21 protein-coding genes are annotated in these 22,265 nt (G+C 67.1%); 19 read left to right on the forward strand and 2 right to left on the reverse strand.

All coding sequences use genetic code 11. The features are described 5' to 3' along the window. Nucleotides 1-32 precede the first annotated feature (32 nt). The 8 genes from ACILR9_RS17895 to ACILR9_RS17930 all read left to right on the forward strand — a co-directional run bounded on the left by ACILR9_RS17895 (nucleotide 33) and on the right by ACILR9_RS17930 (nucleotide 8,127). Nucleotides 33-746 carry an alanyl-tRNA editing protein gene (locus ACILR9_RS17895; RefSeq protein WP_395711311.1) on the forward strand — a complete coding sequence of 238 codons (714 nt, stop codon included), beginning with the start codon at nucleotides 33-35 and terminating at the stop codon, nucleotides 744-746. A 253-nt stretch (nucleotides 747-999) separates the two neighbouring features. After that, on the forward strand, nucleotides 1,000-1,299 hold the full coding sequence (locus ACILR9_RS17900) for a septum formation initiator family protein (protein WP_395711312.1): 300 nt from the start codon (nucleotides 1,000-1,002) through the stop codon (nucleotides 1,297-1,299). A gap of 182 nt (nucleotides 1,300-1,481) precedes the next feature. Then, entirely contained in the window at nucleotides 1,482-2,534 is a 1,053-nt protein-coding gene (gene pdhA, locus ACILR9_RS17905) for a pyruvate dehydrogenase (acetyl-transferring) E1 component subunit alpha (protein WP_395711313.1), read from the forward strand. Nucleotides 2,535-2,539: 5 nt separating this feature from the next. Then, a complete protein-coding gene (locus ACILR9_RS17910; RefSeq protein ID WP_395711314.1) occupies nucleotides 2,540-3,922 on the forward strand; it encodes a pyruvate dehydrogenase complex E1 component subunit beta in 1,383 nt (460 codons plus the stop codon). 13 nt (nucleotides 3,923-3,935) lie between these two features. Next, on the forward strand, nucleotides 3,936-5,246 hold the full coding sequence (locus tag ACILR9_RS17915) for a pyruvate dehydrogenase complex dihydrolipoamide acetyltransferase (protein WP_395711315.1): 1,311 nt from the start codon (nucleotides 3,936-3,938) through the stop codon (nucleotides 5,244-5,246). A gap of 9 nt (nucleotides 5,247-5,255) precedes the next feature. Beyond that, nucleotides 5,256-6,668: a dihydrolipoyl dehydrogenase gene (gene lpdA, locus ACILR9_RS17920; RefSeq protein WP_395711316.1), complete on the forward strand. Its 1,413-nt coding sequence runs from the start codon at nucleotides 5,256-5,258 to the stop codon at nucleotides 6,666-6,668. Between the two features lie 6 nt (nucleotides 6,669-6,674). Beyond that, complete coding sequence (gene lipA / locus ACILR9_RS17925; protein WP_395711317.1) at nucleotides 6,675-7,634, forward strand: lipoyl synthase; 960 nt, start codon at nucleotides 6,675-6,677, stop codon at nucleotides 7,632-7,634. 7 nt (nucleotides 7,635-7,641) lie between these two features. Continuing rightward, the gene (locus ACILR9_RS17930) at nucleotides 7,642-8,127 is read left to right on the forward strand and encodes a type II toxin-antitoxin system RatA family toxin (protein ID WP_395711318.1); all 486 of its coding nucleotides are present in this window, start codon (nucleotides 7,642-7,644) and stop codon (nucleotides 8,125-8,127) included. On the opposite strand, the gene ACILR9_RS17935 is transcribed toward ACILR9_RS17930, so the two are convergent. Together ACILR9_RS17935 and ACILR9_RS17940 are read right to left on the reverse strand one after the other, a co-directional pair. Further along, nucleotides 8,087-8,578 carry a CinA family protein gene (locus tag ACILR9_RS17935; protein WP_395711396.1) on the reverse strand — a complete coding sequence of 164 codons (492 nt, stop codon included), beginning with the start codon at nucleotides 8,576-8,578 and terminating at the stop codon, nucleotides 8,087-8,089. The two genes, ACILR9_RS17930 and ACILR9_RS17935, sit on opposite strands and share 41 nt — an antisense overlap. 262 nt (nucleotides 8,579-8,840) lie before the next feature. Next, entirely contained in the window at nucleotides 8,841-10,007 is a 1,167-nt protein-coding gene (locus tag ACILR9_RS17940; protein ID WP_395711319.1) for a bifunctional 2-C-methyl-D-erythritol 4-phosphate cytidylyltransferase/2-C-methyl-D-erythritol 2,4-cyclodiphosphate synthase, read from the reverse strand. Between the two features lie 125 nt (nucleotides 10,008-10,132). On the opposite strand from ACILR9_RS17940, the gene dusB reads away from it, so the two are divergent. The 11 genes from dusB to ACILR9_RS17995 all read left to right on the forward strand — a co-directional run bounded on the left by dusB (nucleotide 10,133) and on the right by ACILR9_RS17995 (nucleotide 22,131). After that, on the forward strand, nucleotides 10,133-11,140 hold the full coding sequence (gene dusB, locus ACILR9_RS17945; protein WP_395711320.1) for a tRNA dihydrouridine synthase DusB: 1,008 nt from the start codon (nucleotides 10,133-10,135) through the stop codon (nucleotides 11,138-11,140). Nucleotide 11,141: 1 nt separating this feature from the next. Then, the gene (locus ACILR9_RS17950) at nucleotides 11,142-12,254 is read left to right on the forward strand and encodes a nitrogen regulation protein NR(II) (RefSeq protein WP_395711321.1); all 1,113 of its coding nucleotides are present in this window, start codon (nucleotides 11,142-11,144) and stop codon (nucleotides 12,252-12,254) included. After that, nucleotides 12,251-13,729: a nitrogen regulation protein NR(I) gene (gene ntrC, locus ACILR9_RS17955; RefSeq protein WP_395711322.1), complete on the forward strand. Its 1,479-nt coding sequence runs from the start codon at nucleotides 12,251-12,253 to the stop codon at nucleotides 13,727-13,729. Before ACILR9_RS17950 ends, ntrC begins: the two co-directional genes overlap by 4 nt. Before the next feature lie 4 nt (nucleotides 13,730-13,733). Further along, complete coding sequence (locus ACILR9_RS17960) at nucleotides 13,734-15,971, forward strand: ATP-binding protein (protein ID WP_395711323.1); 2,238 nt, start codon at nucleotides 13,734-13,736, stop codon at nucleotides 15,969-15,971. Between the two features lie 34 nt (nucleotides 15,972-16,005). Continuing rightward, complete coding sequence (locus tag ACILR9_RS17965; RefSeq protein ID WP_395711324.1) at nucleotides 16,006-17,412, forward strand: sigma-54-dependent transcriptional regulator; 1,407 nt, start codon at nucleotides 16,006-16,008, stop codon at nucleotides 17,410-17,412. Between the two features lie 243 nt (nucleotides 17,413-17,655). Further along, entirely contained in the window at nucleotides 17,656-18,519 is an 864-nt protein-coding gene (locus ACILR9_RS17970) for a D-amino-acid transaminase (protein ID WP_395711325.1), read from the forward strand. Next, nucleotides 18,516-19,172, forward strand: coding sequence for an HAD family hydrolase (locus tag ACILR9_RS17975; RefSeq protein ID WP_395711326.1), 657 nt, complete (start codon nucleotides 18,516-18,518; stop codon nucleotides 19,170-19,172). Before ACILR9_RS17970 ends, ACILR9_RS17975 begins: the two co-directional genes overlap by 4 nt. A gap of 105 nt (nucleotides 19,173-19,277) precedes the next feature. Then, nucleotides 19,278-19,526, forward strand: coding sequence for an RNA chaperone Hfq (hfq, locus tag ACILR9_RS17980; protein WP_020696000.1), 249 nt, complete (start codon nucleotides 19,278-19,280; stop codon nucleotides 19,524-19,526). 1 nt (nucleotide 19,527) lies between these two features. Beyond that, nucleotides 19,528-20,907 (forward strand): GTPase HflX, encoded by a 1,380-nt coding sequence (gene hflX, locus ACILR9_RS17985; RefSeq protein ID WP_395711327.1) that lies wholly within the window; start codon nucleotides 19,528-19,530, stop codon nucleotides 20,905-20,907. Nucleotides 20,908-20,987: 80 nt separating this feature from the next. Next, on the forward strand, nucleotides 20,988-21,275 hold the full coding sequence (locus tag ACILR9_RS17990; protein ID WP_395711328.1) for a co-chaperone GroES: 288 nt from the start codon (nucleotides 20,988-20,990) through the stop codon (nucleotides 21,273-21,275). Nucleotides 21,276-21,279: 4 nt separating this feature from the next. Then, on the forward strand, nucleotides 21,280-22,131 hold the full coding sequence (locus ACILR9_RS17995) for an inositol monophosphatase family protein (protein WP_395711329.1): 852 nt from the start codon (nucleotides 21,280-21,282) through the stop codon (nucleotides 22,129-22,131). Nucleotides 22,132-22,265: the final 134 nt, after the last annotated feature.

Genomic DNA, 22,265 nt, shown 5'->3' on the forward strand with positions numbered 1-22,265 from the left:
ATCGGCTGCACGACGGCGGCTATGCGTCTGTCATGCATCTCTATTGCCATGACTACCCTGAAGCCTTGACCGTCGAGACCACGGTCGCCGCCGCCTCGCCCGGCAAGGTCACGCTCGCCGACACGCCCTTCTACCCCGGCGGCGGAGGGCAGCTTGCCGATCGGGGGGTGCTGCGCTGGCGGGGCGGCGAAGCCAAGGTCATGGGCTTCGAGGTCAGTGCCGGCAAGCTGTGGCATCTCCTGGACAACCAGGCCGAGCTCGACGGGGCCGTCGAGGCCGCGGTCGATCCTTCCTTTCGCCAGACCATGCGCCAGCTCCATACCGGCACGCACATCCTGAACGCGTTCGTTTTCCAGAGCTTCGACGGTGCGCTGGTGACCGGCGTGCAGATGGCCGACGACGGCACCGCACGCATGGACTTCGACGTACCGGGTGCCGACAATGACCGGTTGCGGGCGCTTGAGGGGCCGATCAACGACGTGATCAGGCAGGACATCGCTGTGAGCTTTGCCTACGTGCCGATGGCGGAGGCGCAGGCGGAGCGTGGGTTGATTCGCAGCCGCTCTGTTGCGCCACCGCCCACGCCCGACGGCAAGATCCGGATCGTCGAGATTGCCGGGGTCGACCGCCAGGCCTGCGGCGGCACCCATCTCGCCTCGACCGGCGCCTCACCACCGATCCGCATCCTCAAGGTCGACAACAAAGGCCGGCACAACCGGCGGGTTCGCATTGCGCTGGTGCGGTGACTCTTCGCTGGGACCGCGCCACTCCGATGGCGCTCATCTCATTCTCCTCCCCAGCTTCGCTGGGGAGGTGTCCGCGTAATCGCGGACGGAGGGGTCATGAGCAACCCCTCCTGTGCCCTTGACCCCTCCGTCGGCGGAGACGCCGACACCTCCCCAGCAAAGCTGGGGAGGAGAATGAAAGGTTGCCGCCTGCCTCAAATCCGCTTGACGAGCGGATACCAGATGTTGCCTTATGGGGTTAGGGAATCGGCATATGTTGTTGCGGCCGCGACAAATTCTTGCTCCGATCATCTTTGCGACGGTGTTCGGATATTTCGGCTATCACCTCGTCAACGGTGATCGCGGACTGCTGGCCATGGCGCACCTGCAGCGCGAGGTGCTGATCGCGGAGCAGAACCTCGCCGAGGCCGAGGCGACGCGGAAAATCTGGGAGCGCCGCGTGGCCGCCCTGCGCAACCAAAGCCTCGATCCCGACATGCTCGACGAGCGGGCTCGCGTGCTCCTGAACTACGCGCGCAAGGACGACATCATCGTCTTCATCCCGACTCGCTGACCAGCGCCACGCCGTTCGCCTTGCGGGCGGCCGAAAGAAACTGTCCAGCGCGCCGGTCTGCTCGAAAACATTCGCTCAATTGCTGCGGCGCACTGCTCAACATTCTGGTTTTTCCTGTTGGATCAACCACATCGCCTCACGCGATGCTATAAGCCCGAACGTGATCAACGTGGGGGGATCGAATGGCGAAGCCGGCCACCAAGCCCAAGGTCGATATTGTTTCTGCCGGTTCGAAATCGCCAGGCAAACCGCCCAGTAGCGGCGACAACAGCGTGAGCGCCGACCAGCTCAAAGCATTCTATCACGACATGCTGCTGATTCGGCGCTTCGAGGAGCGTGCCGGCCAGCTGTACGGCATGGGGCTGATCGGCGGCTTCTGCCATCTCTACATCGGCCAGGAAGCGGTCGTGGTCGGCATGCAATCCACCATCGACGGCAAGGATGCGATCATCACCTCCTATCGCGACCACGGCCATATGCTGGCAGCGGGCATGGATCCGAAGGGCGTGATGGCGGAGCTGACCGGCCGCGGCTCGGGCTACTCCAAAGGCAAGGGTGGCTCGATGCACATGTTCAGCCGCGAGAAGAATTTCTATGGCGGCCACGGCATCGTCGGCGCCCAGGTACCGATCGGCACCGGCCTCGCGTTCGCCCACAAGTACAACGGAGACAAGAATGTCTCCCTGACCTATTTCGGCGACGGAAGCGCCAACCAGGGACAGGTCTACGAGGCGATGAACATGGCGGCGCTGTGGAAGCTGCCGGTCATCTACATCATCGAGAACAACCGCTATGGCATGGGCACCTCGGTCGAGCGCGCCTCGGCGACCACCGAGCTCTACCGGCATGGTGAGGCCTTCGGCATCCCGGGTGAGCGGGTCGACGGCATGGACGTGCTCGCCGTCCGGGCGGCGGGCGAGAAGGCGGTCGAGCACGCCCGCAGCGGTGCCGGGCCCTACATCCTGGAAATGCAGACCTATCGCTATCGCGGTCATTCGATGAGCGATCCCGCGAAGTACCGGACCAAGGAAGAGGTCGACAGGTACCGCAACGAGCGCGACCCGATCGACCACGTGCGCAAGATGCTGATCGACGACAAGCTCGCCGACGAAGCCGCACTGAAGACGATCGACGCGGAGATCCGCAAGATCGTGAACGATGCCGCAGAGTTTGCCCAACACAGTCCCGAGCCGGATCCGTCGGAGCTTTGGACCGACGTCCTGATCGAGGCCTGATCACCATGTCCATTCCGGTTCTGATGCCCGCCCTGTCACCGACGATGACGGAGGGCAAGCTTGCCAAGTGGCATGTCAAGGTCGGCGACGCCGTCAAGTCGGGCCAGGTGATCTGCGAGATCGAGACCGACAAGGCGACCATGGAGGTCGAGGCGGTCGACGAAGGCACGGTCGCTCAAATTCTGATCGAAGAGGGCGCCGAAGGCGTGGCTGTGAACACGCCGATCTGCATCCTGGCCGCTGAAGGCGAGAGTGTCGCCGACGCCGCCAAGGCCGCTCCCGCCGCCGCACCGGCGCCGGCCAAGGCCGAGGCTCCCAAGCAGGCACCGCCGCCGTCTGCGGCGGCGACTGCACCGGCAGCGCCGCATGTCGCCGCTCCGGCGCCTGAGCCGGAATGGAAGGGCGGGACCACGCAGATGACGGTGCGCGAAGCCCTGCGCGACGCCATGGCGGAGGAGATGCGCCGCGACGAGAAGATCTTCCTGATGGGCGAGGAAGTCGCGCAGTACCAGGGCGCCTACAAGGTGAGCCAGGGCCTGCTCGACGAGTTCGGCGCGCGGCGCGTGATCGATACGCCGATCACCGAGCACGGGTTTGCCGGGCTGGGCGTCGGCGCGGCATTCGGCGGCCTGAAGCCGATCGTCGAATTCATGACCTTCAACTTCGCCATGCAGGCGATGGATCAGATCATCAATTCGGCGGCCAAGACCCATTACATGTCGGGCGGCCAGATGACCTGCCCGATCGTGTTCCGCGGCCCCAATGGCGCGGCCGCGCGCGTCGCTGCCCAGCACTCCCAGTGCTACGCCAGCTGGTACGCCCACGTGCCGGGCCTGCGCGTGCTGGCGCCGTGGAATGCCGCCGATGCCAAGGGCCTGCTCAAGGCCGCCATCCGCGATCCCAATCCGGTGATCTTCCTGGAGAACGAGATCCTCTACGGCCAGTCGTTCGACGTGCCGCAGGATCCCGAGTTCATCCTGCCGATCGGCAAGGCCAAGATCGAGCGGGCAGGGAAGGACGTCACGATCACGGCTTTCTCGATCATGGTCGGCAAGGCGCTAGCTGCCGCCGAGGAACTCGCCAAGCAGGGCATCGATGCCGAGGTCATCAACCTGCGCAGCCTGCGGCCGTTCGACACCGAGACCATCGTCGCATCCGTGAAGAAGACCAACCGCCTGGTTTCGGTCGAGGAGGGCTGGCCCTTTGCCGGCATCGGCTCCGAGCTCGCCGCCCAGATGATGGAGCAGGCCTTCGATTGGCTCGACGCACCGGTCAAGCGGGTGCACGGGCTCGACGTGCCGCTGCCCTACGCCGCCAATCTGGAGCGCATGGCGTTGCCGCAGCCCGAGAATATCGTCGAGGCCGCGCGCGCGGTCTGCAATCGCTGAGGCGGGGGCGGCTATGTCCATCAACATCCTGATGCCCGCGCTGTCGCCCACGATGACCGAGGGCAAGCTCGCCAAGTGGCACGTCAAGGTCGGCGACGCCGTGAAGTCCGGGCAGGTTATTTGCGAGATCGAGACCGACAAGGCGACGATGGAAGTCGAGGCGGTCGATGAAGGCAAGGTCGGCCAGATCGTCGTCGAGGAAGGCGCCGAGGGCGTGAAGGTGAATGCCGTCATCGCCGTCCTGCTCGAAGAAGGCGAGAGCGAGATGCCCAAGCGCGCGGCTGCACCAGCCCCAGCCGCCGCAGCACCGACGCCGGCCGCCGCGAAGCCGGCAACGCCACCAGCGAGTGCGCCAGCAGCGGCGCCTCCAGCTCCCAAGCCTGCATCGGCGCCAGCGGCCGCTCCGGCCACTGCGCCCGGCGGCGGCCGCATCTTCGCCTCGCCGCTGGCCAAGCGCATCGCCGCGGAGAAGGGGCTGGACCTTTCGCGCATCAAGGGCAGTGGGCCGAACGGGCGCATCGTGAAAGCCGATGTCGAATCGGCTCAGCCGGTGCCGGCCGCGGCACCGCCCGCCGCCAAGCCGGCGGCGAAGCCAGCTCCCGTGCCGGCCGGCGCGCAGCCGGTATTCGTGGCGCCCGGCGACACGCGCGTGCCGCACACGTCGATCCGCAAGGTCATCGCACGGCGCATGCTCGAGTCCAAGCAGACCGTGCCGCATTTCTATCTCACGGTAGAGCTCGAGATCGACGCGCTGCTGGCGGCGCGTCAGGCCATCAATGCCGTGATCGAGAAGAAGGGCACCAAGGTCTCGGTCAACGACATGGTGATCAAGGCCTGTGCCAAGGCCTTGCGCGATCATCCCGAGTGCAACGCCGCGTGGACGGAAGACGAGATGATCCAGTACGGCGCGGTCGATATCTCGGTTGCCGTCGCCACCGATCGCGGCCTGATCACGCCGATCGTGCGCAGCGCCGACATGAAGGGCCTGGCGCAGATCGCGACCGAGATGAAGGACCTCGCCGCACGCGCCAAGACCGGCAAGCTCAAGCTCGACGAGTTCCAGGGCGGCGGCTTCACGATCTCCAACCTCGGCATGTTCGGCATCAAGGACTTCGCCGCCATCATCAACCCGCCGCAGGCCATGATCCTCGCAGTCGGGGCGGGCGAGGAGCGGGCGGTCGTGCGCAAGGGCCAGATCGTGGTGCGCACCATGATGAACTGCACGCTCGCGGTCGATCACCGCGTGGTCGACGGCGCGATGGGCGCGCAATGGCTGCAGACGCTGCGCGGCTATATCGAGCAACCGGCGGCGATGCTGGCGTAGGAGCGCACGATGGCCGAGACGAATTTCGACATCATCGTGGTCGGCGGCGGGCCGGGCGGCTACGTCGCCGCCATCCGCGCCGCCCAGCTCGGCATGAAGACCGCCGTCGTCGAGCGCGAGCATATGGGCGGCATCTGTCTGAACTGGGGCTGCATCCCCACCAAGGCGCTGCTGCGCACCTCCGAAGTCTACAGCCTGATCAAGCATGCCGATTCCTTCGGCCTGTCGGTCAAGGAGGTCGCCTACGATCCCAAGAAGATCGTCGAGCGCTCGCGCAAGGTCGCGAACCAGCTCAGCAACGGCGTCAAAGGGCTGATGCGCAAGAACAAGATCACCGTGTTCGACGGCACCGCCAGGCTCGCCGGCACCGACGGCGGACAGCGCAAGCTCGCGGTGGCGATGAACGACAAGAGCAACGTCATGCTTACCGCCAGGAACGTGATCCTGGCGACCGGCGCGCGCGCCCGCCAGCTGCCCGGTCTCGAGTCGGACGGCAAGCTGGTGTGGACCTACAAGGAAGCGATGGTGCCGCCCGACTTCCCCAAGTCGCTGCTGGTGATCGGCTCGGGCGCGATCGGCATCGAGTTCGCGAGCTTCTATCGCACCATGGGAACCGAGGTGACGGTCGCCGAAGTCGTCGATCGCATCCTGCCTGTCGAGGACGAGGAGGTGTCGGCCTTCGCCAAGCGCGCCTTCGAGAAGCAGGGCATGAAGATCCTGACCGGCGCCACGGTCGGCAATCTCAAGAAGGCCAATGACAAGGTGACGGCCACCATCACGGCCGGCGGCAAGAGCCAGGAGATCACCGTCGATCGCGTGATCAGCGCCGTCGGCATTGTCGGCAACGTCGAGAATCTCGGCCTCGAAGGCACCAAGGTCAAAGTCGAGAAGACCCACATCGTGATCGACGCCTGGGGCTTCACCGGCGAGCCAAACGTCTACGCCATCGGCGACGTGGCGGGCCCGCCGTGGCTGGCGCACAAGGCGATGCACGAGGGCGTGCTGGTGGTCGAGAAGATCGCCGGCGTCAAAGGCGTGCACCCGATGAATACCAACAACATCCCGGGCTGCACCTACTGCCAGCCGCAGGTCGCCAGCATCGGCCTGACCGAGGCGGCTGCCAAAGCCAAAGGGCTGCAGGTCAAGGTCGGGAAATTCCCGTTCATCGGCAACGGCAAGGCGATCGCGCTGGGCGAGCCCGAGGGCTTCATCAAGACGATCTTCGACGCCAAGACCGGCGAGCTTTTAGGCGCCCACATGATCGGCGCCGAGGTCACCGAGCTGATCCAGGGTTACAGCGTCGCCAAGACGCTGGAGACGACCGAGGCCGAGCTGATGGCCACGGTGTTCCCGCATCCGACCCTGTCGGAAATGATGCACGAGTCGGTACTGGCAGCCTACGGCCGGACGCTCCATATCTAGACGGCGATGGACGGCTCGATCGACAAGGTTCCGCTGAGCCGGGCCGAGCGCCATCCCGAGAAGGCGCACCGCCCGGACAATCCGATTCCGCGCAAGCCGGTGTGGATCCGGGTGCGCGCCCCCAATTCGCCGGAGTATGCCGAGACGCGCCGCCTGATGCGCCAGTACGGGCTCGCCACTGTTTGCGAGGAGGCGGCGTGCCCAAACATCGGCGAGTGCTGGAAGCAGAAGCACGCGACCTTCATGATCATGGGGGACACCTGCACGCGCGCCTGTGCGTTCTGCAATGTCGCCACCGGCAAGCCGGGCGCCCTCAATCCGCACGAGCCTGCGAATATCGCCGAGGCCGTCGGCAAGCTCGGCCTCGGCCACGTCGTCGTGACATCGGTCGATCGTGACGATCTGCCGGACGGCGGGGCAGCGCATTTTGCCGCGGTGATCAGCGCGCTGCGCCAGTCGGCGCCCGATACGACCATCGAGGTCCTGACGCCCGACTTCCTGCGCAAGGATGGTGCCGTCGAGATCGTGGTCGCGGCGCGGCCCGACGTGTTCAACCACAATCTCGAGACCGTGCCGCGGCTCTACCCGACCATCCGGCCCGGCGCACGCTACTTCACGTCCCTGCGCCTGCTGTCACGCGTGAAGGAGATCGATCCGGCGAGCTTCACCAAGTCCGGCCTCATGGTTGGCCTCGGCGAAACACGCGAGGAGATCCTGCAGGTGATGGACGATCTGCGCGCGGCCGATGTCGATTTCCTCACGATCGGGCAGTACCTCCAGCCGACACCCAAGCATGCGCCGCTCGATCGCTTCTGGACGCCGGCCGAGTTCGACGAGCTGGCCGTGCTGGCGCGCGCCAAGGGCTTCCTGATGGTATCGGCCTCGCCGCTGACCCGGTCGAGCTATCACGCAGGCGACGATTTCGCGCGCCTCAGGGCAGCCCGCACCGCCAATCTCGAGGCCTGAGCGCGACGTGCTGACCCGTCATGCCGAACGCCGGGTGGTGGCCTATGCGCCGCGCCAGCTGTTCGATCTGGTGGCCGATGTCCGCCGTTATCCCGAGTTCCTGCCGTGGTGCCAGGCGGCCCGGGTGCGCAGCCGCACGGGTCAGACCGAGATCGCCGAGCTGGCGATCGGCTTCGGCCCGTTTCACGAGCGCTTCGTGTCGCGCGTTGAGCTGGCGCCGGATCGCGCCGGCGGCCCCCGCATCGACACGACGGGAATCGAAGGCCCCTTCCATCGGCTGGTGAGCCGATGGACCTTTCATCCGCATGCTGACGGCACCGAGATCGAGTTCGAGCTCGAGTTCGAGTTCCGCTCGCTGTTGCTGCAGCAGACCGTCAGGCTGCTGTTCGCAGAGGCCGTCCGCCGCATGGTCGCGGCGTTCGAGGCCCGCGCCGCGCAATTGTATGGCAAGCCTAGCGTTCGGCCAGGGCAGCCAGCATCGCAAGCGCCGTAAGCACCGAGACGCGGCGAATCGCATCGCGATCGCCGGGAAAGACGTGGCGCTCGACGATGGGGTCGTAACCGGAGCGCGCCGCCGCGAAATGAACCAGGCCGACGGGCTTGTCGGGCGAACCGCCGCCCGGACCGGCGACGCCAGTGACTGAGACAGAGATATCGGCTGCGGAGCGGGCGAGGGCGCCCGCCGCCATGGCGCGTGCCACGGGCTCGCTCACCGCGCCGTGGCCCAGCAGGGCGTCCCACGGTACGCCCAGCATCTCGCGCTTGGCCTCGTTGGCGTACGTGACGAAGGCGCGCTCGACAACATCGGACGATCCGGCGATGGCGGTCAGCGTCGCGGCGACGAGGCCGCCCGTGCACGATTCGGCTGTCACCACCTTGAGCCCGCGCTTGCGGCATGCCTGCAAGACGCGATCGGCAGCGTCCCTCATCTCGTGATCGAACATGTTCATCCCTCTTCTTCTTCCGGACCGCGAGCGTTCGTGGTTGGGAACACGCCACTCATAGGCGCTAACTTAACTTTTGGGCTCTCCTCCCCAGCTTCGCTGAGGAGGTGTCCGCGTCTTCGCGGACGGAGGGGTCATGGGCAACGGGACTGGGGCTCATGACCCCTCCGTCGCCGTAAGACGGCGACACCTCCCCAGCGAAGCTGGGGAGGAGAGCTGAAAAGTTAGCGCACATGAGTGGCGCGCTCCCAGCCATGAACTCTCAAGTCCGTGGCATCTCTATCGTCGCCACGGCCTGGGCGGCAATGCCTTCGCGGCGGCCGGTGAAGCCCAGTCCTTCGGTGGTCGTCGCCTTGACGCTGACGCGGCCAGGCTCGACGCCGGTGATGCGGGCGATGGCCTCGACCATCGCCTGGCGATGCGGTCCGATACGCGGCGCCTCGCAGATCAGCGTGAGATCGAGATGCACGATGCGCCCGCCGGCGGCCTGCAGCAGGCCCGCGGCGTGGCGCAGAAAGCGGTCGGACGAGACGCCGCGCCACTGTGGATCGGACGGCGGGAAATGCTTGCCGATGTCGCCGGCGCCGATCGTGCCCAGCACGGCATCGGTCAGCGCGTGAAGCGCCACGTCGGCGTCGGAATGTCCGACAAGCCCGCGGGCATGCGCGATGACGATGCCGCCCAAGGTCACCGACTCGCCGGGACCGAAGCCGTGAACGTCGAAGCCGAAGGCGGTGCGGGTTTCCATGGCTGTGGTCAGATGGAGGTCCTCGGCAGTGGTGATCTTGCGATTGTCCTCATGGCCTCGGACCATGACCACCCGCAGGCCGGCGCGCTCCGCGACGGCTGCGTCGTCCGTCAGCGCCGTGCCCTCGCTTGCGGCCAGCGTCGCGGCCGCGCGATGCGCCTCGAGCAGGGGCCGATAGCGAAAGACCTGTGGGGTTTGGGCGCGCCATAGGCCGGCACGCGGAACGGTGGCTGAAATGACTCCGCCGTCATCGGCACGTTTCAGGGTATCGGCGAGCGGCACGCCGAGCACGGCGCCACAGACCTCAGGATCAGCCAGGGCGGCGAGGCAGGCCGCGATGTCGGTCGGCCTTACGAAGGGACGGGCGGCATCGTGCACGGCCACGAGATCGGGAGGACTTCCGGCCAGGGCTTCGAGGCCGTTCAGCACCGACTGCTGGCGGCTTGCGCCGCCCCGGACCGGAGACGGCAGGTCGAGGTCGCCGACGGCCGCCTGATAGGGCGCGTCGTCATCGGCCCCGATCACGACCTGCACATCGTCGATCCCGGGAGCGCCGCGAAAGGCCATGACGGACCGGCGGAGCACCGGTTCGCCCGCAAAAACGGCATATTGCTTGGGCAGTGAGCCGCCGAAGCGGGCGCCGCGGCCCCCAGCGACGATCAGGACGGTACAGGTTGGCACGGATGCCTAATTATCACCGGCGCATATCTGGCGCACGGCCAACGCTTGCACCCGGAGCCGGGACCCGCTATTGCTCGATCAATTATTGTGCACTGCACAAGATGCCTACTTGTTGATCACACGCCATGGATTGCCCGCCTCGCCTACAGCCCATCGACATCGGCCCGGTCCGCCTTGAGGATCCCGTGATCCTGGCGCCGATGTCTGGTGTCACCGATATGCCGTTCCGCCGCCTGGTCAAGCAAGGCGGCGCGGGGCTGGTCGTGTCGGAGATGATCGCCTCAGCAGCCATGGTCCGCGAGAACCGCAAGACCCTCCTGATGGCGAAGAATTCGCCGGAGGAGTTCCCGATGTCGGTGCAGCTCGCCGGCTGTGAGCCCGAGGTCATGGCCGAAGCGGCCAAGCTGAACGAGGATCGCGGCGCCGCCCTGATCGACATCAATTTCGGCTGCCCGGTGAAGAAGGTCGTGAACGGCCATGCCGGCTCCTCGCTGATGCGTGACGAGGTCCATGCCGCGAAGATTCTCGAGGCGACGGTCAAGGCAGTGAAGCTGCCGGTCACGCTGAAGATGCGCACCGGCTGGGACGACAACAATCGCAATGCCCCCAGCCTGGCGCGTATCGCCGAGTCGTGCGGCATCAAGATGCTGACGGTGCATGGCCGCACGCGCTGCCAGTTCTACGACGGCCACGCCGATTGGCAGTTCGTCGCCAAGGTGAAGGCAGCGACCCGCTTGCCGGTCATCGTCAACGGCGACATCGACAGCCTCGACGCCGTCGATCAGGCGCTCACCCAGTCGGGCGCCGACGGCGTCATGATCGGCCGGGGAGCCTACGGGCGCCCCTGGTTCCTCAATCAGGTGATCCACTATCTGCGCACCGGCGAGCGGACGGCCGATCCGACATTGGCCGAGCAGTACGCGATCGTCCGCCAGCACTTCGATGCCATGCTGTCCCACTACGGCGAGGACACGGGCGTGCGCATGGCCCGCAAGCATCTCAGCTGGTACTCCAAGGGCCTGCCGGCTTCGGCTGATTTCCGCGCTACGGTGAATCGCGAAGCCGATGCGAACAAGGTGCGCGCCATGCTGGCCGCCTTCTTCCTGCCCGTGCTCGATCGGCAGGCTGCCTAGGATGGCCGTTCATCCCCTCAAGAGGACGGCGGCGCTGGGCGGCCAATTTCCGACCGCGATCCTCGACTCGCTGTCGGAGGCCGTCGTCGTCGTCGATGCCAGCGGCTTGATCCATTATGCCAACCTCTCGGCCGAGCAGTTCTTCGGCGTCGGACGGGCCCGCCTGATCGCCCATCCGCTGAGCGAGTTCATGCCGGAGGACGCACCCCTGTTCTCGCTGCTGGAGCAGGTCATCGCGACCGGCGGCGCGGTGGCGGAGAATGGCGTCACCCTGGTGTCGCCGCGCATCGGCAACCGGTTCTGCGCGCTCCGCCTGTCGCCGGTCGTCGACAGCGACGGCCTGGTCGCGGTGTCGCTGGTCGAGCAGACGATCGCCCGCAACATCGATCGACAGATGTCTCACCGCAGCGCGGCACGCTCCGTGAGCGCGCTCGCCGCCATGCTGGCGCACGAGGTCAAGAACCCGCTGTCCGGCATTCGCGGCGCCGCCCAACTGATCGAGCAGTCCGTGCCCGATTCCGAGCGCGAGCTGACCCGGCTGATCTGCGAGGAGACCGACCGCATCGTCGCCCTGGTCGATCGCATGGAGGCGTTCGCCGACGGCCGGCCGATCGAGCGCAGCCCGATCAATATCCACCAGGTGCTGAACCACGTGCGCCGCATCGCCCAGAACGGTTTCGGCAAGGGCGTGCGCTTCATCGAGACCTACGACCCCTCGCTGCCGGACGTTCACGGCGACCGCGATCAGCTCATCCAGGTATTCCTCAATCTGGTGAAGAATGCCTGCGAGGTGCCATGCGACGGCGACCGGGAAATCGAGTTGTCCACAGCCTACCGCCACGGCTTGCGGCTGGCCGTGCCGGGCCAGCAGGCCAAGGTGAACCTACCCCTGGTCGTATCCGTCCGCGACAACGGCAGGGGCGTCCCGGAGGAGATCCGGGCACACCTTTTTGACGCTTTTGTTACGAACAAGCCGACCGGAACTGGCCTGGGTCTTGCCTTGGTGGCCAAGATCATCAACGACCACGGCGGGGCCACCGAGTTCGAGAGCGAGCCCGGCCGCACGGTATTCAGGGTCATGTTGCCGTTGCAGTTTCCCCAGGGCATGTCATGAGCACCGCCGCCACCATCCTGGTCGCCGACGACGACCGGGCTATCCGAACGGTCCTGCACCAGGCGCTGGGCCGCCAGGGCCACAACGTGCGCAGCACCGGCGCTGCCGCCACCCTCTGGCAATGGGTCCAGGAGGGCGAGGGGCAGCTCGTGATCACCGATGTGGTCATGCCCGACGAGAACGGCCTCGACCTGGTGCCGCGCATCCGCAAGCTGCGGCCCGATCTGCGGATCATCGTGATGAGCGCGCAGTCGACACTATTGACCGCCGTGCGCGCCAACGAGCGCGGCGCCTTCGAGTACCTGCCCAAGCCGTTCGACCTCAACGAGCTGATCTCGGTGGTGAACCGCGCCCTGTCGGCGCCGGCCTCGTCGGCGGCGCGCAGCGCGCAGATCCAGGAGGAGGGCGAGCGCCTTCCTCTGATCGGCCGGTCGCCGGCCATGCAAGAGATCTACCGGGCGCTGGCCCGCCTGATGTCGACTGATCTGACGGTGATGGTCACCGGCGAGTCGGGCGCCGGCAAGGAGCTGGTGGCGCGGGCGCTGCATGATTACGGCAAGCGTCGCAAGGGTCCTTTCGTGGCGCTCAACATGGCGGCGATCCCGCGCGAGCTGATCGAGAGCGAGCTGTTCGGCCACGAGCGCGGCGCATTCACCGGCGCCGTCCAGCGCTCGGCCGGCAAGTTCGAGCAGGCGTCCGGGGGGACGCTGTTCCTCGACGAGATCGGCGACATGCCGCCCGAGGCGCAGACGCGCCTGCTGCGCGTGCTGCAGGAAGGCGAGTACATGACGGTCGGCGGCCGCACGCCGATCAAGGCCAACGTCCGCATCGTCGCCGCCACCCATCGCGACCTGCGGCGCCTCATCAATCAAGGGCTGTTCCGCGAGGACCTGTTCTATCGGCTGAATGTCGTGCCGATCAGGCTGCCGCCCCTGCGCGAGCGGCTCGACGACATTCCCGAGCTCGCCAACCACTACCTGCGGGCGGCGAGCGCCGACGGGCTGCCGGTCAAGGTGCTGTCGCCCGAGGCCATGGCGCGGCTGAAGCAGCATCGCTGGCCGGGCAACGTGCGCGAGCTGGTCAATCTCGTGCGCCGCCTGTCGGCGCTCTATTCCGAGGAAGTCATCGGCGTGGAGACGATCGAGGCCGAGCTGGCCGACGCCATCGCCGCCGCCGACCCTGGCTCGCCGGCAACCGATGGCGCTGCTGCCGACCTGTCGCTGGCCGACGCGGTCGACCGGCATTTGCAGGCGCTGTTTACCGCCCATGGAGACCGCCTGCCGCCCGACGGCATGTACGATCGTGTCATTTCTGAGGTCGAGCGCCCGTTGCTGTCCCTGGCGCTCGGCGCGACACGCGGGAATCAGTTGCGCGCCGCCCGCCTCCTGGGGCTCAATCGCAACACGTTGCGAAAGAAGATAAAGGACCTCGACGTCCCCGTGGTACGTACGCCGCAGGTTCGCCGAGGCGGGTGATCCGTTGACAGCTGCGCTGGGCGTTTCACGCTTGGGCGTCATCACCAATGCAGTCCGCCGCGGGCTGAGCGGGCGGGCTGCTGCCGTGTCGCTGGGCGTCCTGGCGCTGCTGGCCGGTGCGGCGACGTACATGTGGCTGGCCGGCTTCGCGCCGACGGCGCTCAACACGCGCGGCTGGATCACCGGCCTTCTGGTCGCCGATCTCCTGATCGCCGTCGCGCTGGTCGCCGTGCTGGCGGTGCGCCTGACTCAGCTCTGGCTCGATCGACGGCGCGGTGCCGCGGGCTCGCGGCTTCACATGCGGCTGGTGCTGGTGTGCAGCATCTTCACCATCACGCCGACGCTGATCATCGCCGTCTTCCTGTCGCTGCTGGTCACCAGCCTGACCGATTTCGTCGTCCGGCCGGCCAAGGAGTCGTACGAGGCGGCGCGGACGATCGGCGAGCCGGTGCGGCGCGCCCGCGAGGAAGAGATCCTGCGCGACATCGGCGCGATCTCCGGACCGTTGCAGGGCGTCGGCGTCGAAGGCTTCTCCGATGCCGATACGATGAACCGCATGCTGCAGCGGTTGCTCGAAGGCCGGCCGATGATCGAGGCGCTCATCGTCGATGTCGACGGCGACAAGGGCGTCATCGCCCGTGCGGTTGCGCCCGGGGCCGAGGGACGCTCCGATCCGGTGCCGACAGCGCAGACCATCTGGCAGGCGGTCAATCAGGGCGGGCCGGTCGAGATGGCGTCGCAGACCGGTGCGTACTTCGTGATGCAGCTGTTCTTCGGCGAACCCCTGTTCCTGGTCACCGGCCATGCCGTCGATCTGCGGGTCGTCGACTACATCAAGAAGATCGAGCTCGCCGGCTCGTTCTATGCTCAGATCGAGCAGACGATGCAGCGCGGCCAGCTCATCGTGTTCCTGGTCTGCGGCGCCATTGCCCTGCTGATGCTGCTGGCCGCCGTCTGGCTCGCCATTCTGTTCGCCTCGCGCCTCACCGAGCCGATCGGCGGCCTGATGTCGGCGGCCGAGCGGGTGCGTGGCGGCGACCTGACGGCCCGGGTCGAGGAGGGGCCGCCCAACGACGAGCTGGGCCAGCTTGCGCGCTCGTTCAACCGCATGGCCAGCCAGATCGAGCAGCAGCGCGGCGAGCTGGTCGATGCCAACAAGGAGCTCGACACGCGGCGCCGTCTCACCGACGCGGTGCTGGCCGGCGTCTCGGCTGGCGTCCTGAGCGTCGATACTGCGGGCGTCGTGACCCGCAACAACCGATCGGCGCTCGAGCTCCTGGCGCTGCCGGAGGATGGCGTGATCGGCCGGCCTTTGACCGGCCTGATGCCGGAGCTCGGTCCCCTGACGGAGCAGGCAGCCGAACGACCGGATCGGGTCACCCAGGGCCAGATCGAGATCCTGCAGCGCGGCACGCGTCGCATCCTGCTGGTGCGCATCAGCGCCGCATCGGATGCCGGCGCCGTCGTCACCTTCGACGACGTGACCGATCTGATGTCGGCCCAGCGCATGGCGGCGTGGGGCGACGTGGCGCGGCGGATCGCCCACGAGATCAAGAATCCGCTGACGCCAATCCAGCTCTCGGCCGAGCGGCTGAAGCGGCGCTACCTGAAGCAGATCAAGGAGGATCCGGAGACCTTCTCGATCTGCACCGACACGATCATCCGTCAGGTCGGCGATATCGGCCGCATGGTCGACGAATTCTCCTCGTTCGCCCGCATGCCCAGGCCGACGGTCAAGGCCGAGGACGCCAAGGAACTCTGCCAGCAGGCCCTCTTCCTGCAGCGCAACGGCAATCCCGACATTCGCTACGCGTCGACCCTGCCCGATCGGCCGGTGCCGCTCAATTGCGATCGCCGCCAGGTGGCCCAGGTGCTGACCAACATCCTCAAGAATGCCGCCGAGGCGATCGAGGGCAGGGATGCCGCGCCGGGGCAGACGCTGCCGCCGGGCGAGATCACGCTTACCCTGCGCGACGACGACACCACCATCCGCGTCATCATCGAGGACAACGGCAAGGGGTTGCCCAAGCAGGGGCGCGAACGGCTCACCGAGCCGTACATGACGACGCGCAGCAAGGGCACCGGTCTCGGTCTCGCCATCGTCAAGAAGATCATGGAGGACCATGGCGGCCTGCTCGCCCTCGATGATCGCGAGGGTGGCGGGGCGCGCGTCAGTCTGGTATTTCGGCGGGACGCGAAGGAAGTCGCGTCGGCACGCGCGCAAGCGACAGCCGCACAATGATCCGCCTGATGCATCGCGGACAGCTTGAAGAGTCATGGGCCACGACATTCTCATCGTCGACGACGAGCGCGACATCTGCACACTGATCGCCGGCATCCTGGAGGACGAGGGGCACACCGCACGCCGGGCGCACAACAGCACCGAGGCGATCGATGCCGTGCGCCAGCGCCGGCCGTCTCTGGTGATCCTCGATGTATGGCTGCAGGGCAGCGAGCTCGACGGGTTGCAGATCCTGGAGATCATCCGGCGCGAGGAACCGCCGGTGCCGGTGGTGATGATCAGCGGCCACGGCACGATCGACACGGCCGTGTCGGCCATCAAGACCGGTGCCTACGACTTCATCGAGAAGCCGTTCAAAGCGGACCGGCTGCTGCTGGTCGTCGATCGGGCGATCGAGGCGGACCGCCTGCGGCGGGAAAACGCCACGCTGCGCCGCCGCGCCGGCGGCGAGGTCACGTTCGTCGGCTCCTCGAGCGCCGCCACCAGCGTGCGCTCCCAGATCGAGCGCGTGGCGCAGACCGGCAGCCGGGTGCTGATCTCGGGCGCGTCGGGCGCCGGCAAGGAAACCGTGGCGCGGCTGATCCACCAGGGATCGAAGCGGGCCGACGGGCCGTTTGTCGTGGTCAATTGCTCGGCGATGCCGGCCGAGCGCCTGGAGCTCGAGCTGTTCGGCACCGACGGCGAGGGGGCGAGCGACGCCCTGCGCGTCACCGGCGCCTTCGAGATGGCGCATGGCGGGACCCTCGTCCTCAAGGAGGTCGCCGATTTGCCGCTGCCGCTGCAGAGCCGGCTCGCCCGCGTGCTGCAGGAGCAGTCGTTCACGCGCAATGGCGGCAAGACGCGGGTCGAGGTCGACGTGCGCGTCCTTGCCTCGACTGCGCACGCCCTGCAGGAGGAGAGCGCCGCGGGAGGTTTTCGCGAGGAGCTCTTCCATCGCCTGAACGTGGTGGCACTGCGCGTGCCGTCGCTCAGCGAACGCCGCGAGGACATACCGGAGCTTGCCGCCGATCTTCTGAAGCGCGTCGCCGATGCCACGGGGCTGCCGTCACGCGTCATCGGCGAGGACACGTTGGCCGCGCTGCAGGGTCACGATTGGCCGGGCAACGTGCGCCAGCTGCGCAATGTCATCGAGCGCCTGCTCATCCTGGCGCCGGCAGGCGGCGGACCGATCCGCGCCGACGTGCTGCCGAGCGACGTCAGCGAGGACGCGCCGTCGGTGCTGCGCTGGGAGAAGGGCGGCGAGATCATGCAGCTGCCTTTGCGCGACGCCCGCGAGGTGTTCGAGCGCGAGTACCTGCTGGCCCAGGTGACCCGCTTCGGCGGCAACATCTCGCGCACCGCGACTTTCGTCGGGATGGAGCGGTCGGCGCTGCATCGCAAGCTGAAATCACTGGGGCTTCATGGCGGCGGCGACGAGCGCGGCGAGCCGGCTACGGTGTAGAGCGTGATCTGCTTTGGTTGAAGCACCACAAAATCTCCTCACCCTGAGAGCCCGTGACTTTTCTGATCGTCGCTCTTTAGCGATAGATGATTTCGCCACAGCGAACTTTTCTGTCGTCCTGAGCGAAGCGAAGGACCTCATCGACGCTGGGTGCGAGTGTACTTTGGAACTTCTGGCGATGAGATCCTTCGCTTCGCTCAGGATGACAGAAGAGGGGCGACTGCGTTCAATGAGGAGTTGGCCATGGCGCGCTATGCCTATGTAAACGGACGCTACGTCGATCACCGCGAAGCCCACGTCCATATCGAGGATCGCGGCTATCAACTGTCGGATGGCGTCTACGAGGTCGTGGGCGTGCGCGATGGCCGGCTGATCGACGAGACACCGCACATCGACCGCCTCGATCGCTCGCTCCGCGAGCTGCGTATCGCCTGGCCGGTCTCGCGCCCGGTCCTGGGCTTCATCCTGCGCGAGCTGATGCGCCGCAACCGGTTGCGCGACGGGTTGATCTACATGCAAGTCACGCGCGGCGTGGCGCGTCGCGATCACGCCTTCCCGACCGGCCCGGTGAAGCCGGCGCTTGTCATCACCACCCAGCATCGCAAGCGCGCCGAGGCCGATCCCGGGCAGGGCGTCGCGGTGAAGACGACCCCCGACATCCGCTGGGCGCGTTGCGATATCAAGACTGTCGCGCTGCTGCCCAATGTGCTCGCCAAGCAGGCAGCCCGCGAGAGCGGCGCCTTCGAGGCCTGGATGGTGGACAGCGAGGGCCGTGTCACCGAGGGCGCCTCGACGAATGCCTGGATCGTCACCAAGGACGACGAGCTCGTGACCCGCCAGACCGACCACGGCATCCTGGCGGGCATCACGCGCCATACCTTGAAGTCGCTCGCCAGCGCGCTGCAGCTCAAGCTGGTGGAGCGTCCGTTCACCCTGGCCGAAGCCAGGAAGGCCAAGGAGGCGTTCATCACCAGCGCCACGTCCTTCGTGACGCCCGTCGTGAAGATCGACGGCGAGCCGGTGGGTGACGGCCGGGTCGGCCCGACCGCCCGCCGCCTGCGCGAGGAGTACGTGCGGTTTTCCGCGTCGGGCGAGGCGGTCACGTGACGCTCGCAGGTCGGCACGCGAGACCCCGGGCAATTCTGTTCGACTGGGATAACACCCTTGTCGACACCTGGCCGACGATCGTCGAGTGCTACCACGACACCTTCACCATGCTCGGCGTGGCGCCATGGACGGCGGACGAGGTGCGGGCGCGGGCGCACGGCTCGCTGCGTGACGTTTTCCCCACCTTGTTCGGCGAGCGCGCCGGCGAGGCCGAGAAGGTCTTCTACGAGACCTTCCATCGCATCCATCTGGAGCGCCTGCAGCCGCTGCCCGGTGCAGACGATCTGCTGGCGCGCTGCCGGGATCTCGGTTGCTATGTCGCGGTCGTCAGCAACAAGGTGGGCGACAATCTGCGGACCGAGCTGGCGCATCTCGGCTGGCAACGGTGGATATCGCGTGCCGTCGGCGCGCGCGACTGCCTGCGCGACAAACCGGCGCCCGACCCGATCCTGAGGGCGCTCGATGGCACGGGAATTGCCCCCGATGAGACGGTATGGATGGTCGGCGACACCCCGGCAGACCTGAAATGTGCGCACGCCGCGGGCTGTCTGCCCGTGCTTGTCGGAGGCCCGGAAGCGCTGTCGGAGATGTTCCTGCGCCACCCGCCCGGGCTTCGCGCGCGCAATTGTCATGAGCTTGCGGCATTGCTTTGAACCGTTCGTCGCCTATATTCGGCTTAACTCGGTCGCAGGTCCTGGCCTGCACCCTTCGAACAGGCACCCTCACGGTGGCCGGCTGCCCAACAAGAGGCCAAGAACATGAGCGAGAAGGCACAGAACGTTCAGGACGTCTTCCTGAACCACCTTCGCAAGAACAAGACGCCCGTCACGATCTTCCTGGTGAACGGCGTCAAATTGCAGGGGATCGTCACCTGGTTTGACAATTTCTCCGTCCTGCTGCGCCGCGACGGCCATTCGCAGCTTGTCTACAAGCATGCGATCTCGACCATCATGCCGGTGACGCCGGTGCAGCTGTTCGACGGCGATAAAGCCGATGCAGCAGGCTGATTTGGACGAAGTTCAAGGCAAAGAGCACCACGACGGTCAGAGACGCAAGGCGGTCGATACCGCCCGGCCGGCGACGGTGGCGGCGGTCGTGTGCCCGGTCGCGAGCGGCGGGCGCGGCGAGGAGCGGGATCGTGAGGCGCGGGTAGCGGAGGCCGTCGGCTTGGCGCGCGCCATCGATCTCGACGTCCGCCTGGCCGAAGCGGTGCCGTTGCGTCGGCGGACGCCCGCGACCTTGCTCGGCAAGGGCGCGGTCGAGCGCCTGCAGGAAGCGGTGGAGAGCGAGAGCATCGGCCTCGTCATCGTCGATGATCGACTGACGCCGGTGCAGCAGCGCAACCTCGAGAAGGCCTGGCAGACCAAGGTCATCGATCGCACGGGCTTGATCCTGGAAATCTTCGGCGCGCGCGCGCGTACCCATGAAGGGCGCCTTCAGGTCGAGCTCGCGGCGCTGGATTATCAGCGCGGCCGGCTGGTGCGTTCGTGGACCCATCTCGAGCGTCAGCGCGGCGGCTTCGGCTTCCTGGGCGGCCCCGGCGAATCGCAGATCGAGATCGACCGTCGCCTGATCGGCGAGCGCATCGTGCGCATCAAGCGCGATCTCGAGGGCGTGCGACGGACCCGCTCCGTCAACCGCGCCGGGCGTCGCAAGGCCCGCCTCCCGACGGTGGCGCTGGTCGGCTACACCAATGCCGGCAAGTCGACGCTGTTCAACCGCCTGTCCGGTGCCGAGGTCATGGCCAAGGATCTGCTGTTCGCGACGCTCGACCCGACGATGCGCGCCATCAAGCTGCCCAACGGCCTGGGATGCGTGATCTCCGATACGGTGGGTTTCGTTTCCGACCTGCCGACCCATCTGGTCGCGGCGTTCCGGGCGACGCTTGAGGAGGTGATCGAGGCCGACCTGATCGTCCACGTGCGCGATATCTCGCACCCGGACAGCGAGCGCCAGCGGCTCGATGTCGAAGCCGTGCTGCGCGAGCTCGGCGTGAGCGAGGAGGGCGGCATCGGAAGCGCGGTCCGGCCGTTGATCGAGGCGCTGAACAAGATCGATGCCCTGCCCGAAGAGGCACGCGAGGCCCTGCGGGTGCGCTGCGCGACCGGGGCAGAGCGGGCGCGCCAGTATCCCGTCTCGGCGGTGAGCGGCGAGGGGGTCGATGCCTTGCTCGAGGCGGTCGAAGACTATCTCGGCCGCGCCAGCGAGACGCGCGAAGTGGCGGTGCCGCTCAGCGACGGTGCCACCATCGCCTGGCTCTATCGCCACGGCGAGGTGCGCAGCCGGCACGACGACGGCGAGCTCGCCCGCCTGACGGTGGCGCTGGATCCGGCCGCCGCGGCGCAGCTCGAGCGCCGGCTGGTCGAGCATCGACCGGTCAAGCACTGACTGTTCAATCCCGACCTGGCGCGTTGACACAAAGCGCCGGGCCTACCTATAAGCAGCCCGTTCCAGACGAGGAAAACGTCATGAAATTCAAGCCCTTGCACGATCGCCTGCTGCTGAAGCCGATGACCGCCGAAACCAAGACCAAGGCCGGCATCATCATTCCCGACACTGCCCAGGAAAAGCCCATGCAGGGCGAGGTGGTCGCGGTCGGCAAAGGCAAGCGCATGGAAGACGGCAGCCTGCACCAGCTCGACGTCAAGGTCGGCGACAAGGTCCTGTACGGCAAGTGGTCGGGCACCGAGGTCAAGCTCGATGGCGTCGACCACGTCATCCTGAAGGAAGAGGATCTGTTCGGCATCCTCGGCTGACGCCATGCTCGGCTCGGGCGATGCGGAACGGGTCGCCGAGCTGATGCGCAGCACCGCGGCGGTCGAGCTGCTGCCGCGTTTCCGCGCCCTGGCCAAGGATGACGTCCGCCTGAAGCGGCCTGGCGACGTCGTCACCGTGGCCGACGTCGCGTCCGAGCAGCGGCTGGCCAGCGGCCTGGCAAAGATCCTGCCCGGCGTGCCGGTCGTCGGCGAGGAAGCGGTCGAGCAGGACCCTGGCCTGATCGAGCTGATCGGACGCCCGGACGAAGCTTGCTGGATCGTCGACCCGCTGGACGGCACGGCCAATTTTGCGGCCGGTCGCGACCGGTTCGCCATGATCGTGTGCCTGGTGCGCGACAGGCGGGCGATCGCCGGGTGGATCCTCGACGTGCCGTACGGACGCATGGCGATCGCGATCGAAGGTCAGGGCGTCACCCTGGAAGGGGCGTCGCTTGGGCCGGCACCGGGTGGGCGGCCGCTGGTCGGCTACGTCGGCTACAAGATACGCAAGGCCTTCGACCGCAACCTGCCGCCGGCGCAGCGCCGCGGGCTCGGGAGGGTGTCGACGCTGGCCTGTGCCGGCAACGAGTACCTCGACATCCTCGCGGGAACGGCCGACTTCAGCCTGTACCGCATGACCAAGCCCTGGGACCACGCCGCCGGCACCCTGATGCTCGCCGAGGCGGGCGGCGGCGCGGTGCGCTTCGACGGCCAGGCCTACAGCCCGGCGCAGCCGGTCAATGCCGGTCTGATCACCGCACCATCGCCCGCCATCCTGGCCGAGGCGCAGCGCCTGTTCAACGCCGTTCGCCAGCCGCTGCTGGCCAACCTGGCGGTGGACGGCGACAAACACTGACAAGGGCCCTTCTCATTCTCCTCCCCCAGCGAAGCTGGGGAGGTGTCCGCGTCATCGCGGACGGAGGGGTCATGAGCGGCGGGACTGAGGCCTATGACCCCTCCGTCTCGGATTACCGAGACACCTCCCCAGCG

The organism is Reyranella sp. (assembly GCF_044224635.1).
In the GTDB taxonomy this organism is placed as follows: Bacteria; Pseudomonadota; Alphaproteobacteria; order Reyranellales; family Reyranellaceae; genus Reyranella.

What these genes read in the sequence shown, in the direction of transcription:
- ACILR9_RS17970 (WP_395711325.1), top strand. Translation starts at nt 17,656, where the DNA reads ATGGCGCGCTATGCCTATGTAAACGGACGCTACGTCGATCACCGCGAA.
- ACILR9_RS17995 (WP_395711329.1), top strand. Translation starts at nt 21,280, where the DNA reads ATGCTCGGCTCGGGCGATGCGGAACGGGTCGCCGAGCTGATGCGCAGC.
- ACILR9_RS17935 (WP_395711396.1), bottom strand. Translation starts at nt 8,578, where the DNA reads ATGTTCGATCACGAGATGAGGGACGCTGCCGATCGCGTCTTGCAGGCA.
- hfq (WP_020696000.1), top strand. Translation starts at nt 19,278, where the DNA reads ATGAGCGAGAAGGCACAGAACGTTCAGGACGTCTTCCTGAACCACCTT.
- ACILR9_RS17900 (WP_395711312.1), top strand. Translation starts at nt 1,000, where the DNA reads ATGTTGTTGCGGCCGCGACAAATTCTTGCTCCGATCATCTTTGCGACG.
- pdhA (WP_395711313.1), top strand. Translation starts at nt 1,482, where the DNA reads ATGGCGAAGCCGGCCACCAAGCCCAAGGTCGATATTGTTTCTGCCGGT.
- ACILR9_RS17915 (WP_395711315.1), top strand. Translation starts at nt 3,936, where the DNA reads ATGTCCATCAACATCCTGATGCCCGCGCTGTCGCCCACGATGACCGAG.
- ntrC (WP_395711322.1), top strand. Translation starts at nt 12,251, where the DNA reads ATGAGCACCGCCGCCACCATCCTGGTCGCCGACGACGACCGGGCTATC.
- lipA (WP_395711317.1), top strand. Translation starts at nt 6,675, where the DNA reads ATGGACGGCTCGATCGACAAGGTTCCGCTGAGCCGGGCCGAGCGCCAT.
- dusB (WP_395711320.1), top strand. Translation starts at nt 10,133, where the DNA reads ATGGATTGCCCGCCTCGCCTACAGCCCATCGACATCGGCCCGGTCCGC.
- ACILR9_RS17910 (WP_395711314.1), top strand. Translation starts at nt 2,540, where the DNA reads ATGTCCATTCCGGTTCTGATGCCCGCCCTGTCACCGACGATGACGGAG.
- lpdA (WP_395711316.1), top strand. Translation starts at nt 5,256, where the DNA reads ATGGCCGAGACGAATTTCGACATCATCGTGGTCGGCGGCGGGCCGGGC.
- ACILR9_RS17950 (WP_395711321.1), top strand. Translation starts at nt 11,142, where the DNA reads ATGGCCGTTCATCCCCTCAAGAGGACGGCGGCGCTGGGCGGCCAATTT.
- ACILR9_RS17990 (WP_395711328.1), top strand. Translation starts at nt 20,988, where the DNA reads ATGAAATTCAAGCCCTTGCACGATCGCCTGCTGCTGAAGCCGATGACC.
- ACILR9_RS17895 (WP_395711311.1), top strand. Translation starts at nt 33, where the DNA reads ATGCATCTCTATTGCCATGACTACCCTGAAGCCTTGACCGTCGAGACC.
- ACILR9_RS17965 (WP_395711324.1), top strand. Translation starts at nt 16,006, where the DNA reads ATGGGCCACGACATTCTCATCGTCGACGACGAGCGCGACATCTGCACA.